Origin of the sequence: Lentibacter algarum, assembly GCF_018860975.1 — a bacterium.
Classification (GTDB): domain Bacteria; phylum Pseudomonadota; class Alphaproteobacteria; order Rhodobacterales; family Rhodobacteraceae; genus Lentibacter; species Lentibacter algarum_A.
Window position 1 is genome coordinate 126,893 of the sequence record NZ_JAHKQI010000010.1, and the last position, 12,303, is coordinate 139,195.

A 12,303-nucleotide genomic window follows, 5' to 3' on the forward strand; every position below is an offset into this window, starting at 1 on the left:
CATCCGTGCAAAACCGCATTTTCTCCAGCACTAAGGCCTGATAACATGATCCTCTATCCCGCGATTGACCTCAAAGATGGCCGTGCCGTGCGCCTTGTTCATGGTGAAATGGACCGCGAAACTGTCTTCAACGAAAACCCGGCTGCGCAGGCGCTTGAGTTTGTCGAGGCGGGCTGCGAGTGGCTGCATCTGGTTGATCTCAACGGCGCTTTCGCAGGCGAGCCGGTCAATGCCGCGCCCGTCGAGGAGATCCTGAAACAATGCAATGTTCCCGCGCAACTCGGCGGCGGTATCCGCGACATGGCCACAATCGAGCGCTGGATCACCCGTGGCCTCGCCCGTGTTATCCTTGGAACGGTAGCTGTCGAAAATCCGCAGCTTGTGCGCGACGCCGCCCGCGAGTTTCCGGGTAAAGTCGCCGTCGGCATCGACGCGCGCAAAGGTATGGTCGCCACCAAAGGCTGGGCCGAGGAAACCAACGTCAACGCCACAGACCTCGCAAAGTCGTTCGAAGACGCAGGCGTAGCCGCGATCATCTACACCGACATCAACCGCGATGGCGCGATGAAAGGCCCCAACGTCGATGAGACCGCCGCCCTCGGCAACGCGGTCAGCATCCCCGTCATCGCCTCGGGCGGCGTCAGCTCGCTGGCCGATTTGCAGGCGTTAAAAACCTGCGCCGCGCCGCTCAACGGAGCCATTTCTGGCCGCGCGCTCTATGATGGTGCGATCGACCTGAAAGAGGCATTGGCCCTGCTGAAAGCCTAGTCGGCGGTTCACTTACCGGCCGCCATGCTGGTAAACTTAGCCAAAGCACCACTCATTTTCGCCAGATAGGCGGCCTCAGCGTCAATCCCGTCAAGCTCGGGAAGTATATCCTTGGGGTCTTCGTATGCGAGCCAGACTTGCCCGTCGGTGTCTTCATAGACCAAAACCTTGAGCGGCAAATAGAGTCCCGCCAAGGCATTCTGTTGCATCGGCGGTGTGCCAAGCTTAGGATTACCAAAGATCAGCAACTGCTCGGGCGCGAGGTCCATCTCGACCTTTTTTGCCCCCGCCGCGTGGTCAACCCTTGCCATAACAGTCGCCCCCGCGCCCGTCACCGCCGCTTCTAAGGCCTCCATGGTTTCCGCAACGCTCTTTGTCGCTTTTACTGTCGTGATTTCGGCCCAAGCCGGTGTGGACAGTGCAATCACGGCTGCAAGTCCGGCAATCAGTCGTTTTCTCATATCAAGTCTCCCGTGTTTCAGTTGTCTATGTGGTCGACATTCCCTTAACTGCTCCCGAAATCCCAAGCACATTCCCGTGATCACCTGCGGTATCCTGCCTATGCGCACTCTTCTCAAAATTGTCGCTAAGCCTCTGGTTTTCAGCGCTGAAACCGTCTATTTCGCAGTTGCACACGGAGCGCTCATGTTAAAAACCCGCATCATCCCCTGTCTCGACGTTGCTGACGGCCGCGTTGTCAAAGGCGTTAACTTTGTTGGCCTGCGCGACGCGGGCGACCCTGTCGATGCCGCCAAAGCCTATGACGCCGCCGGTGCCGACGAGCTCTGCTTTCTCGACATCCACGCCACGCACGAAAACCGCGGCACTATGTTTGACATGGTCACCCGCACAGCCGAGCAGTGCTATATCCCGCTCACGGTTGGTGGCGGTGTGCGCACCGTTCAAGACGTGCGTGATTTGCTCCTCGCAGGCGCCGACAAAGTCAGCTTCAACTCCGCAGCAGTGGCTAACCCTGATGTCGTCGGTGAAGCCTCAGCCCACTTTGGAAGCCAGTGCATTGTCGTCGCCATCGACGCCAAAACCACCAGCCCCGGCAAATGGGAGATATTCACCCACGGAGGCCGCAAACCAACCGGCATCGACGCTGTGGAGTTCGCCAGATTGGTGACCAAAAACGGCGCCGGTGAAATCCTGCTCACCTCGATGGACCGCGACGGCACCAAAGCCGGCTACAACCTCCCCCTCACCCGCGCCATCGCCGATGCCGTCAACATCCCCGTCATCGCTTCGGGCGGCGTCGGGACGCTTGATCACCTCGTAAAAGGCGTCACCGAAGGGCACGCCTCAGCTGTGCTCGCCGCGTCAATCTTCCATTTCGGAACTTACACAATCGCCGAAGCAAAAGCCTATATGCAGGATCACGGCATTCCGATGAGGATCGAAACATGACCCTAGAAGAGCTCCAGAACATCATCGCCACCCGCGCCGAAGCCTCGCCTGACGAAAGCTGGACAGCCAAGCTGCTCGCCAAAGGCAATGACAAAGTCGCCGAAAAGCTCGGCGAAGAAGCCATTGAAACCGTTATCGAAGCAGTGAAGGGCAACAAAGCGGGCCTCACATCAGAAGCTGCCGACCTACTCTATCACCTGCTCGTCACCCTCCACGCCAACGACGTTCACATCTCAGATGTACTCAAAGAGTTAGAGCGTCGCACAGCGCAATCGGGCCTTTCGGAAAAGGCCGCGCGCTAGAGCTTTGACGAAATCACACCCGTGTTAAACCCGCCCTTGCGCAACTCGCCAAACAACCGCTGATGCTCGATCTTGGGGCAGCGGTTCATCACCACATCAACGCCCTTCGCACGTGCCAACTCAGCCGCTTCCTCGTTCACAACCCCGATCTGCATCCACACCGTTTGCAACTTTGGCAACCGCTCAAGCGCCTCTTCAACAATCGGCAGCACATCTTCAGAGCGCCTAAACAAGTCAAGAAAATCAACATCCTGCGGCATTTCGTCAAGCCCGCCAACATAGGGCGCGCCCATAAAACTCTGCCCCACATATGCGGGGTTTACCGGCACAATTTTGTAGCCCCGCAGCTTCATGTAGCGCCCGACAAAAAAGCTCGGTCGGGTCTGTTTTGACGACAGGCCAACAATTCCAAGCAGCTTGGCGCGTTCCAAAATCCGTTTCAAAAACCTATCTGAATATGTCTCATCCATTTAAGGCACCTCTCATCGCGAGCCTACACACAAAAAAGCGCCCGAGCAAAAGCCCGAGCGCAGTTACGGAACGAGGGACAGTGTTCAGAAAGCAGGTGTTCCAGCCTGCCTTCATGTTCAATGTAGGAACGAATCCGACGATATAAAGGGAATGTAAACAACCTGTGAACACTCGGTTAACGCCCGCTTACTTGGCCCGTGTCGCCGCATAAAGCGAAACCGCAGCTGCATTTGACACATTGAGCGAGCCAAAAGCCGCCGCATATTCGATTTTTGCCAGTACATCACAAAGCTCTTTTGTCTTCTCGCGAAGCCCTGGCCCCTCGGCACCGAGCACAAGCGCCACAGGCCGCGTGCCAATCGCTTCAAGCTCGGCTTCGATGACAACATCCGCCTCCCCGTCCAGCCCGATCACATAGTAACCAGCCTTCTTGAGCTGCTCCATTGTGCGCCCGAGGTTCACAACTCGCAGGTAAGGCTGCCGCTCAAGCGCGCCGCTGGCCGTCTTGGCCAAAGCGCCTGTTTCTGGCGCGCTATGGTGCTTGGTGCCGATCACCGCCCGCGCCCCGAATACTTCAGCCGAGCGCAAAATCGCGCCAACATTGTGTGGATCAGTCACGCGGTCGAGCAACAAAACCCGAGCTGGCCGCTCGTCACCACCGCCGATGCACACTTCGTCAACCGAGCCCCAATCAAGTGGCATCACTTCAAGCGCGGCCCCTTGGTGGACTGATTGCGGATCTAGCGGCGCCGCAAACTTACGCGGGTCTGACATCTCCGGTTCAATCCCCGCTTCTGTCACCGCATCCTGCAACTTTCCCAAAGCGTTTAGTGTCACCACAAGCCGTAGTTTCTTGCGTTTCGGGTTCAGCAGTGCATCGCGCACCGCGTGCAAACCAAACAGCCAAACAGTCTCTTTGGCCTCGCGCTTCTCACCGCGTTCTTTTTCCACAACCCACTTAGGTTTCTTCATCCCGGCACCTTGCTTTGGCCCGCTCACAAGCCAATTTCAAAAATCTCATTGTCTCGCGCTCTAACACGGCAGTTTGCGGTTGACGACCCTAAGAGACGCAAGTAATCACGCCGCAAGTGGGCGACAGGCCGCAAGGTGTGGCAGGGGACTGTAACTCCCTCGCGGAGACGCACGCCTGGTTCGATTCCAGGGTCGCCCACCACTTCAAACAGTTTTACCCTTCCTTTTTGTCTCGTCAAATGTCCTTTGATTGTTGTGTCGGGCGCTGGCGCAAATCCCGATGATTGCCGCGTTACCCCTAGGTATGCGGGCATGCGGCAGGTGGCATGCAAAGCGTTCTAATGAAAATCCCTGCTTGGAAACAGCTTTCTGGCTTGATCGCGCGGGTGGTATGCGCGGCCTCCTGTCGCCTCCTGTTTTGGTCTGGGGGTGTCGTCTGCTTGAGGCAGCGTCTGCCCCACGGCGTCGCCCATCGGATGGCCAAGCCCCGACAGCCGATGCGATATGTCCTGAATATCTTGGGCAATCAGATGCACAACAATGCCTTCACGTTGCAGATATCCAGTCACCTGCAACAACCGCCCGCCCATCACAGCCTTGCGAAACTGCTCATATACTTTGGGCCAAACGACGATATTGCTCACACCGGTTTCATCCTCCAATGTCAGAAAAACAACTCCCGAGGCCGTGCCCGGACGCTGGCGCGTGATGACCAGCCCACACACGGCAACACGCCCAAGCGGCACATCTGCAAGCTCGGCATGCGGCGTAACCATGCTGAGAGAGGGCCGGATCAACTCAACAGGATGCGCCCGCAGTGACATGCGCATTGAGACATAATCCTCAACCACCTCCTCACCGAGGTTCATCATCGGCAAGACCACCTCTGGCTCGGCAATCACCTCGCCATCAATCGGATCATTGAACAGCGGCAACGGCGTGTCGGCTCTGATCGCTTTTACCTGCCATAGCGCATCGCGTCGGGTTAAGCCCACACCCGTAAAGGCATCGGCTTCCGCCAGCCGCTCCAGCGAGGCCGGAGAAACACCCGCACGATGCCAAAGGCTCGGGATGTCATGATACCCGTTCCCACGAGCAGACACGATCCACTCGGCATCATCGCGCTTCATCCCCTTGATCTGCCGAAACCCCAACCGCAGAGCCAAGGCCCCGTCAGCGCGTTTTTCCAAGTGGTTGTCCCAGCCTGAAGTGTTGACGCAGATCGGGCGGATTTCGATGCTGTGTTCGCGGGCATCCCTGACAATCTGTGCAGGGGCATAAAAGCCCATCGGCTGTGAGTTCAGCAGCGCACATGCAAACGCCGCCGGATGATGACACTTCAACCATGCCGAAACATAGGCCAGCATCGCAAAGGCCGCCGCGTGGCTTTCGGGAAAGCCATACTCCCCAAAACCTTCGATCTGAGAGAAACACCGGTCTGCAAACTCGGGCTCGTATCCACGCTCCAACATGCCACTGACGAACCGGTCGCGAAACGTGCCGATCGTCCCCATCTTGCGAAAGGTCGCCAAAGAACGCCGTAAGTGGTCGGCCTCTTCAGGGCTGAAACCTGCGGCGACCACGGCAATCTGCATCGCCTGTTCCTGAAACAAAGGCACGCCGCATGTCTTGCCCAACACAGCCTCCAACGCCTCTGACGGAAAGTTGACAGCCTCCTTGCCTTGACGCCGGTTGATATAGGGGTGAACCATGCCGCCTTGAATAGGCCCCGGACGCACAATCGCTACTTCGATCACCAAGTCATAGAATGTGCGTGGCCGCATGCGTGGCAAAAAGTTCATCTGTGCGCGGCTTTCCACTTGAAACACACCAATCGCATCGGCCTTGCACAGCATATCGTAGGTCTTGGTATCTTCCTGCGGAACACTTGCAATATCCAGCTCAGGGCCGTCATGCAAAGAGACCAGATCAAAGCACTTGCGAATACAGGTCAGCATTCCCAGTGAAAGCACATCAACCTTGAGAATGCCCAAAGTGTCGATGTCGTCCTTGTCCCACTCGATCACCGTGCGGTCTTCCATCGCGGCATTTTCAATCGGGCAAAGCGCATCCAACCGCCCCTGCGTGATGACAAAACCGCCCACATGTTGCGAGAGATGGCGTGGAAACCCGATCATCTCGCCAATCAAACGCAGGGTTTGTGACAGCCGCCGATCACTCGGATCAAGGCCAAGCTCGCGCACACGGGTCTCATCAACGCCCGCCCCCGACATCCCCCATATCTGGCTCGTCAGCCCGCTCAACACGTCCTGTGACAGCCCCATAACCTTTCCAACTTCGCGTATGGCTGCACGCGTTCTAAAGTGAATGACCGTGGCGCACAGCCCTGCCCTGTGCCTTCCATATGTCTGATAGATATGCTGGATCACTTCCTCGCGGCGTTCATGTTCAAAGTCGATATCAATATCAGGCGGCTCCCCGCGGTGCTCTGACATGAACCGCTCAAAGACCATCGTGATCGTCTCCGGCCCGACATCGGTGATGCCCAGCGCATAACACAGGATCGAGTTGGCCGCCGATCCGCGCCCCTGACACAAAATCCCCTGCCCGCGGGCAAAGGTGACAATGTCATGCACCGTCAGAAAATAGGCGGCAAACCCCAGTGACTTCACCAGTGCCAACTCCTTTTGAACCAGCCCGCGCACGCGCTCGGTTGTGCCCTTCGGATAGCGCCGCTTCAGGCCGATGTCTGTAAGACGCACCAGCCTGTCATGGGCTGTCTCCCCCTCGCTGATCTCGGTGGGGTATTCATATGAAAGCTCTGACAGGCAAAAGCTGCACCTGTCCGCAATCTCTTGAGTTCGCCGGATCACCGCTGGGTGCTTGCGAAACAGACGTGCCATATCCTGTAGCCCCTTTAGGCGGCGCTCTGCATTGGGAAGCGCGCGCTTGCCGATGTCATCAATGCTGCACCCCTCGCGCAAACATGTCAGCACATCCGCCAACTGCCGGCGGGCCCCGCGGTGCAGCAGCACATCACCAACAGCCACCATCGGCGCCGACGTGGTGTGCGACAATGACCTGCAGCGGTCAAAATAGGCTTGATCACTGCCGTCATAACGCGGCGCGCAACCCAGATATACGTTTGACGGAAACGCTCTGACCACCTCGGCAATATGCCCCGCAACCTGCTCCTGGCGCCCCCGCTCCCCCTGTCCTCTCTGTTCTCCCTGCCCTCTCTGTGGCAAGGCAATCAAAATCATCCCCTTGCCGCCCTCCAGCAGATCACGCTGCGACAAATGGCACGCGCCCTTTTCAGCCCGCCTCTTGCCCCGCGTTAGCAGGCGCGACAGGGCCTCATAGCCCTCGCGGTTCTTGGGCAACGCAACCCACTGCACCAAGCTGTCTTGTAACACCAGCCTTGCGCCAACGATCAGCTTGGGAAGCAGCGCGTCAGCATCCGTGCGCTTTAGCTCTTTTAGCGCCGCATAGGCCCGCACAACACCCGCCAGTGAATTGTGATCGGTTATCGCTATGGCCGAGAGCCCCAACTCGGCGGCCCGCGTGATCAGCTCTTCAGGGTGAGAGGCCCCCCTGAGGAAAGTGAAATTGCTTGTGGTGCAGAGTTCAGCATAGTTCATGCGAAGGTCCCATGCACAAACCAGCCGGGGCTTTGCGGCGTATGGAACATCCACAAACGATGCCCCTCACGGGTCTCTACCTTCCAATAGTCGCGCACACCATGCCGCCAGTTCTCATCTTCCAGCCACCATTCCGGAGCAATGCGCTCTGGCCCCGTCACCCGACCAACCTTGAAAGACATGCCCCGCCACTTGAAGCTCCCGGGCGGGCGGTTTGTGCTTGCGGCAACATACTCGGGCGGAAACAACCGCACCGGCCTTGGAGTCAGCGAAACCCACGCGCCGCCCACCTCAGACCACGCGGCCGGAGCGATGATAAAGCTGCGTTCGGGAATATGGCTGTCAGCCGGCAGGAACCTCTGGATATTCTCCAAACCGATGCGATTGCCCAGCCGCGTGATCAGGTCGTGCAAGCCGTCATCCTGCCGTGACTGGCCCTGCGAGGCTTGTGTGGTTTGCTCGGCGGGCAAAGCCTCCACCTGCACAGCAACCAGCCGCAACTGGTCAATGCCAAATCCGGCATCTATCTCGCCGATGCCCCGTTCAAACAACGGGAGTATTCTGGCAGGGTCACGTAGAGGCCGTGCAAGGCGTAGCTCAACCGTTTGCGCCCCACCGTCAACCAGCCGGCAAGACAACGACAGCACCCGCACCCCCGCCATCATGCGCATCAGTTTTTCACACAAGGGCGGCAGCAAGCGCTCGACCCCCGCCATCACATCTTTTGCCAGACCAATAGGCTCAGGCAGCGTAAGCCGTGTCGCATAGACCGGAGCATTGACCTCCGGAGAAATGCTCTCGGCCTGATGCCCTAAAGCCTGGTCGAGCCGCATCAGAACCGATGCCCCGAAGCGTTGACCAACCGTTGCGCGCGGTAGATCGGCAAGCTGCCCAACCGTCTTGATGCCCAACCGCTGCAATGTGGTGTCTTCTTTCGCCGTGATCCGAAGGCTGGCAACAGGAAGCCCCCGAACCGCTTTCAAAGTGTCGCCAGTGTCTGCACAGCCCTGTCCAAAATGCGCCAAGGCCCAGGCAGCCCCCGGAGTATCGGCAATACCGATGCTCACTGTCAGCCGCGATCGGGCCAATCGCGTTCGAATGTCGTGCAGCAACGCCGCCTCTCCTCCCAGCAGGTGAGCCGAGCCCGTGACATCCAGAAACAGCCCGTCAACGCCGTCCTCGCCAACCCAAGGGCAATAGCGCTGCGCCCACCTGACAAGGCGGCGCTGAAACGCCTGATCGGCCTGCGCATCGTGCAATTCGGTCAGCAGCGACGGGCAGAACGAGCGGGCATCAGCCAGCCCCATACCACGCCTCAACCCGTGCTCTTCAGCCGCAGCATTCAAGCAAACAAGCCGGTCGGCATTCTTGATGTGCGCGGTAACCGCAAAAGCACCCTCAATATGCTTCATGCGCAGAATTCGCTCGCTGGACAGGCTCGGAAACCACAGAGATACGATGCGCTTCGTCATTCCAGTCTATCCTCCAATCTCCACATGTTCCCGCTTTGTTCTTAATAAGCTCCCACTGCATGAGAGTCGAGACATCAGCTGAATATCTGGGCGAAACACGCCAGCGGGTTTGTGTGGCATTGCTGCCCATGCCCTCCTGCACAATCATCAGCCCCGTTGATGCCCCCGCCTCTGCCGCAAGTTGCAATCGGCGGCCAGATGTCAGTGTCAGAGGCTTGGTAAGCTCCGCAACAACCAGCGGCACCGCACCCGAGCGCAAGGCCTCTTCTGTCGCGGCCAGCACATCGGCCGCATTACCGCACTTCCCGACCAGAAGCTGATGCGGATCGCAATAGGCTTGCAGCCCGTTCGGGTTCAACACTTCCGGCACCCAGCCTTCCGCGAACCACAGCACCCTGCTCGAAACGAGCCCGCAGCAGATGGCGGCAAAGCTATACGAGCCTGCCCCTGTCACCTCGTGATACCGGCAGGGCTTTAGGGGAAACACATCTGGGAATCGAACAAGCATCCCCCTTTATGTTCACTAAACGTTCTGATTTTCAAGTGCCTGTAGCCGCCCCGCAACCGCTGAAATCCCGCGGCAAGTCGATTTCACTTTACTTATATCCAAAACAGTAATATCTATTTTGGCAATAAGGAGACTCACATGACCTATCCCAAGCCGACACTCGCCGCAGATATCGCTTTCATCACTGTGCATAACGCCAAACTGCATTGCCTGTTGATGAACCGTGATGATGCGACACAAGTCGGGGGGGATTGGGCCCTGCCGGGCAAATTTGTCCACGAAGATGTCTCGCTGGAAGACACCGCGCAAGCGGTTGCACTAGAGAAAGCGGGGCTGCGTGACGTCTATCTTGAACAGCTTGCAACCTACGGCGCACTCGACCGTGACCCGCGCCAAAGGGTGATCAGCATCACCTATCTCGCGCTGGTGCCACACAGTCGCATTCAGGCCGCCATAGCCGCAAACCCCGCGCTGGCACTGGCAGAAGTAACAACCCGCTGGTCAGGCGAGACCGGTGGCCAAGCTCAAGCAACTTCGCCTGAGCACGGCGCCCTCGCCCTCGCCTTTGATCACGCCGACATCCTCGGTGATGTGGTCAAACGCCTGCGCGGCAAGCTTGACTACTCCCCCGTCGGGCTTGAGCTGCTGCCAAAGCTGTTCACCCTGCGCGATGTTCAAGAAATTCACGAGGCGATCCTTGGTCAAAAACTGGCCAAACCCGCATTCCGCCGCAAGCTGCTTGACAGAAACCTGATCAAGCCAACCGGCCAAAAAGAGCAAGCGTCGGCCTTTCGCCCCGCCGAGCTCTATAGCAAAACCAAGTAAGGAAACCACATGGCACATATTCAAAAATTCCCGCTCGTGCGTCACCTGCGTGCAGACGCTTCCCGCCACATCCAGCAGTATCGCAACGGCAAGCGTGTGCGCTCTGGCAAAGGCCTCGCCTTCTGGTTCCTGCCGCGCGGCACCTCATTGAGTGAAATCCCGATGGATGACCGCAACCTGCCCTTCCTGCTCAAAGGCCAGTCAGCCGATTACCAAGACCTGACAGTGCAAGGCAGCATCGCTTGGCGCGTCTCCTCCGCCGAGGACTTGGGCGAGCGTATCGACTTCACCATCGCGCCCTGGACCGGCGATCTGATCGGACAGCCGATTGATCAGATCAACAACCTGCTCGGCTCGCTCGGGCGCCGCTACATCGCGACTTACCTCAACAGCAACTCTGTGCGCGCCTTGCTTGAGGCGGGGGTAAAACCGGTGCAAGCCGCACTCAAGGCGGGTTTTGAAAACGACAAAACCCTCACCAGCATGGGTCTAGAGATCGTCGGTGTCAGTGTTGACGACATCGCCCCGACATCCGAACTGGCCCGCGCCCTGCAAGCGCCAACCTTCGAGAGCCTGCAACAGCAAGCCGACGAAGCAACCTTCGCCCGCCGCGCCCTCGCGGTCGAGAAAGAACGCGCCATCGCCGAAAACGAGCTCAGCACCAAGATCGAGCTGGCAACCCAGCAAAAAAGCCTGATAGCTCGGGAAGACGAAAACGCCCGCTCACAGGCCGAAGCGCTGGCCGCTTCGATGAAGATCGACGCGGACGCCGAGGCAAACCGCATTCGCACCATCGACCAAGCCAAGGCCGACATGGAAAAAGAGCGCATGGACGTCTACGCTGGCCTGCCGCCCTCTGTCTTGTTCGCCATGGCAGCGCAGGAGTTTGCCGGTAAATTGCAAAACATCGACAACCTCACTGTCACCCCTGACATGATGTCAAACTTGATCGGGCAGTTCCAAAACGTGATGAAAGCCAAGCCCGAAACCCTTCCCAACGCTGTAAAGTAAGAAAGCGGAATAAGAAAATGACTGGCCTCGCCCCCCGTATTGTCTTTGTCACTCGGCACTCCGAGTATCAGGCCCTCTTGCTGGCACATGGCACTCGGGGGCAGGCAGAGTTCTTTCTCAAAAGTCGTGACCAAAAGCTCAGTGACGTTGAAAGCACTCACACCGCTCTGCAAAATGCCATCAGGCAAGCCAAAGCCGGTGTGCCTGATGACTGGTCGGTTGCGGAAGTCGAGCGCAACGACCTTGACCGCTTCCTCTTCGGCAACAACGACATCATCATCGCTGTCGGTCAGGACGGGCTGGTTGCCAACCTGGCCAAATACCTCTCGGGCCAGCCGGTAATCGGCGTGTTGCCAAGCGCCACTGGCTCGGAAGGTGTGCTGACATCAACCGCTCCTGCCGAGGTGCCGGCCCTGCTGGATGCGATCACAGGCAACAATGCCCAAATCCAGCCCCGCACCATGGTCGAGGCAAACCTGAGCAGCGGCGAGAGCTTGGTTGCGCTCAATGAGCTGTTCATCGGCCATCGCAGCCACCAGTCTGCCAAATATATTCTGCAAGTCGACGGCAAACAGGAGTTCCAATCCTCCTCTGGTGTGATCATCACCACAGGCACCGGCGCGACAGGTTGGGCAAAGTCGATCATGACAGCAACCAGCCACTTTATTGACCTCAAACCAACCGACACCAAAGCCGCCTACTTCGCCCGCGAGCCTTGGCCCAGCAAAGCCAGCGGGTGCACACTCAAAGCCGGACAGATCGGCAAAGGAAAATCTATCACCATCACTTCGCGGATCAACGAGGGCGGCGTTATATTTGCTGATGGCATGGAGCAGGATTTTCTCAAATTCGACTGGGGCCGCCGCGCCAGCATCACAGTCTCTCACAAGGTGTTGAACCTTGTGGTTGGATCCCGAAAGCTCGACGAGGTCCCTGCGTAACACGCAAATAGTCACAATCTC

General features: G+C 58.1%; 12 protein-coding genes and 1 tRNA gene. 7 read left to right on the forward strand and 6 right to left on the reverse strand.

The window, feature by feature from the left end; genetic code table 11:
• Window positions 1-45: 45 nt before the first annotated feature.
• Complete coding sequence (hisA, locus tag KO498_RS15970) at window positions 46-768, forward strand: 1-(5-phosphoribosyl)-5-[(5-phosphoribosylamino)methylideneamino]imidazole-4-carboxamide isomerase (protein ID WP_215960923.1); 723 nt, start codon at window positions 46-48, stop codon at window positions 766-768.
• An 8-nt stretch (window positions 769-776) separates the two neighbouring features.
• Here the strand turns inward: hisA and KO498_RS15975 are convergent, their stop codons facing one another.
• On the reverse strand, window positions 777-1,229 hold the full coding sequence (locus tag KO498_RS15975; protein WP_215960924.1) for a DUF302 domain-containing protein: 453 nt from the start codon (window positions 1,227-1,229) through the stop codon (window positions 777-779).
• A 184-nt stretch (window positions 1,230-1,413) separates the two neighbouring features.
• Here KO498_RS15975 and hisF point away from each other — a divergent pair, with 184 nt between their 5' ends.
• Entirely contained in the window at window positions 1,414-2,178 is a 765-nt protein-coding gene (hisF, locus tag KO498_RS15980; protein WP_215960925.1) for an imidazole glycerol phosphate synthase subunit HisF, read from the forward strand.
• The gene (locus KO498_RS15985; RefSeq protein ID WP_215960926.1) at window positions 2,175-2,480 is read left to right on the forward strand and encodes a phosphoribosyl-ATP diphosphatase; all 306 of its coding nucleotides are present in this window, start codon (window positions 2,175-2,177) and stop codon (window positions 2,478-2,480) included. Before hisF ends, KO498_RS15985 begins: the two co-directional genes overlap by 4 nt.
• Here the strand turns inward: KO498_RS15985 and KO498_RS15990 are convergent.
• Together KO498_RS15990 and rlmB are read right to left on the reverse strand one after the other, a co-directional pair.
• Complete coding sequence (locus tag KO498_RS15990; RefSeq protein WP_215960927.1) at window positions 2,477-2,950, reverse strand: CoA-binding protein; 474 nt, start codon at window positions 2,948-2,950, stop codon at window positions 2,477-2,479. The genes KO498_RS15985 and KO498_RS15990 overlap by 4 nt on opposite strands.
• A 187-nt stretch (window positions 2,951-3,137) precedes the next feature.
• A complete protein-coding gene (gene rlmB, locus KO498_RS15995; protein WP_215960928.1) occupies window positions 3,138-3,923 on the reverse strand; it encodes a 23S rRNA (guanosine(2251)-2'-O)-methyltransferase RlmB in 786 nt (261 codons plus the stop codon).
• Window positions 3,924-4,041: 118 nt separating this feature from the next.
• On the opposite strand from rlmB, the gene KO498_RS16000 reads away from it, so the two are divergent.
• Window positions 4,042-4,125: transfer RNA gene (locus KO498_RS16000), tRNA-Tyr, on the forward strand.
• A 136-nt stretch (window positions 4,126-4,261) separates the two neighbouring features.
• On the opposite strand, the gene KO498_RS16005 is transcribed toward KO498_RS16000, so the two are convergent.
• Genes KO498_RS16005 through KO498_RS16015 form a run of 3 tightly spaced genes read right to left on the reverse strand, consistent with a single transcriptional unit; the run spans window position 4,262 to window position 9,505 of the window.
• Complete coding sequence (locus tag KO498_RS16005; protein ID WP_215960929.1) at window positions 4,262-7,525, reverse strand: error-prone DNA polymerase; 3,264 nt, start codon at window positions 7,523-7,525, stop codon at window positions 4,262-4,264.
• Window positions 7,522-8,937, reverse strand: a complete 1,416-nt coding sequence (locus KO498_RS16010) for a Y-family DNA polymerase (RefSeq protein WP_252731504.1) — start codon at window positions 8,935-8,937, stop codon at window positions 7,522-7,524. Before KO498_RS16010 ends, KO498_RS16005 begins: the two co-directional genes overlap by 4 nt.
• On the reverse strand, window positions 8,924-9,505 hold the full coding sequence (locus KO498_RS16015) for an ImuA family protein (protein ID WP_215960931.1): 582 nt from the start codon (window positions 9,503-9,505) through the stop codon (window positions 8,924-8,926). Before KO498_RS16015 ends, KO498_RS16010 begins: the two co-directional genes overlap by 14 nt.
• 138 nt (window positions 9,506-9,643) lie before the next feature.
• On the opposite strand from KO498_RS16015, the gene KO498_RS16020 reads away from it, so the two are divergent.
• From KO498_RS16020 to KO498_RS16030, 3 genes are read left to right on the forward strand one after another with little or no spacing between them, the layout of a single operon-like run.
• Window positions 9,644-10,330 carry an NUDIX hydrolase gene (locus KO498_RS16020; RefSeq protein ID WP_215960932.1) on the forward strand — a complete coding sequence of 229 codons (687 nt, stop codon included), beginning with the start codon at window positions 9,644-9,646 and terminating at the stop codon, window positions 10,328-10,330.
• A 9-nt stretch (window positions 10,331-10,339) separates the two neighbouring features.
• Window positions 10,340-11,341 carry an SPFH domain-containing protein gene (locus tag KO498_RS16025; RefSeq protein ID WP_215960933.1) on the forward strand — a complete coding sequence of 334 codons (1,002 nt, stop codon included), beginning with the start codon at window positions 10,340-10,342 and terminating at the stop codon, window positions 11,339-11,341.
• 17 nt (window positions 11,342-11,358) lie between these two features.
• A complete protein-coding gene (locus KO498_RS16030) occupies window positions 11,359-12,282 on the forward strand; it encodes an NAD(+)/NADH kinase (protein ID WP_215960934.1) in 924 nt (307 codons plus the stop codon).
• The last annotated feature ends 21 nt before the right edge of the window (window positions 12,283-12,303 follow it).

What these genes read in the sequence shown, in the direction of transcription:
- hisA (WP_215960923.1), top strand. Translation starts at nt 46, where the DNA reads ATGATCCTCTATCCCGCGATTGACCTCAAAGATGGCCGTGCCGTGCGC.
- KO498_RS15975 (WP_215960924.1), bottom strand. Translation starts at nt 1,229, where the DNA reads ATGAGAAAACGACTGATTGCCGGACTTGCAGCCGTGATTGCACTGTCC.
- hisF (WP_215960925.1), top strand. Translation starts at nt 1,414, where the DNA reads ATGTTAAAAACCCGCATCATCCCCTGTCTCGACGTTGCTGACGGCCGC.
- KO498_RS15985 (WP_215960926.1), top strand. Translation starts at nt 2,175, where the DNA reads ATGACCCTAGAAGAGCTCCAGAACATCATCGCCACCCGCGCCGAAGCC.
- KO498_RS15990 (WP_215960927.1), bottom strand. Translation starts at nt 2,950, where the DNA reads ATGGATGAGACATATTCAGATAGGTTTTTGAAACGGATTTTGGAACGC.
- rlmB (WP_215960928.1), bottom strand. Translation starts at nt 3,923, where the DNA reads ATGAAGAAACCTAAGTGGGTTGTGGAAAAAGAACGCGGTGAGAAGCGC.
- KO498_RS16005 (WP_215960929.1), bottom strand. Translation starts at nt 7,525, where the DNA reads ATGAACTATGCTGAACTCTGCACCACAAGCAATTTCACTTTCCTCAGG.
- KO498_RS16010 (WP_252731504.1), bottom strand. Translation starts at nt 8,937, where the DNA reads ATGAAGCATATTGAGGGTGCTTTTGCGGTTACCGCGCACATCAAGAAT.
- KO498_RS16015 (WP_215960931.1), bottom strand. Translation starts at nt 9,505, where the DNA reads ATGCTTGTTCGATTCCCAGATGTGTTTCCCCTAAAGCCCTGCCGGTAT.
- KO498_RS16020 (WP_215960932.1), top strand. Translation starts at nt 9,644, where the DNA reads ATGACCTATCCCAAGCCGACACTCGCCGCAGATATCGCTTTCATCACT.
- KO498_RS16025 (WP_215960933.1), top strand. Translation starts at nt 10,340, where the DNA reads ATGGCACATATTCAAAAATTCCCGCTCGTGCGTCACCTGCGTGCAGAC.
- KO498_RS16030 (WP_215960934.1), top strand. Translation starts at nt 11,359, where the DNA reads ATGACTGGCCTCGCCCCCCGTATTGTCTTTGTCACTCGGCACTCCGAG.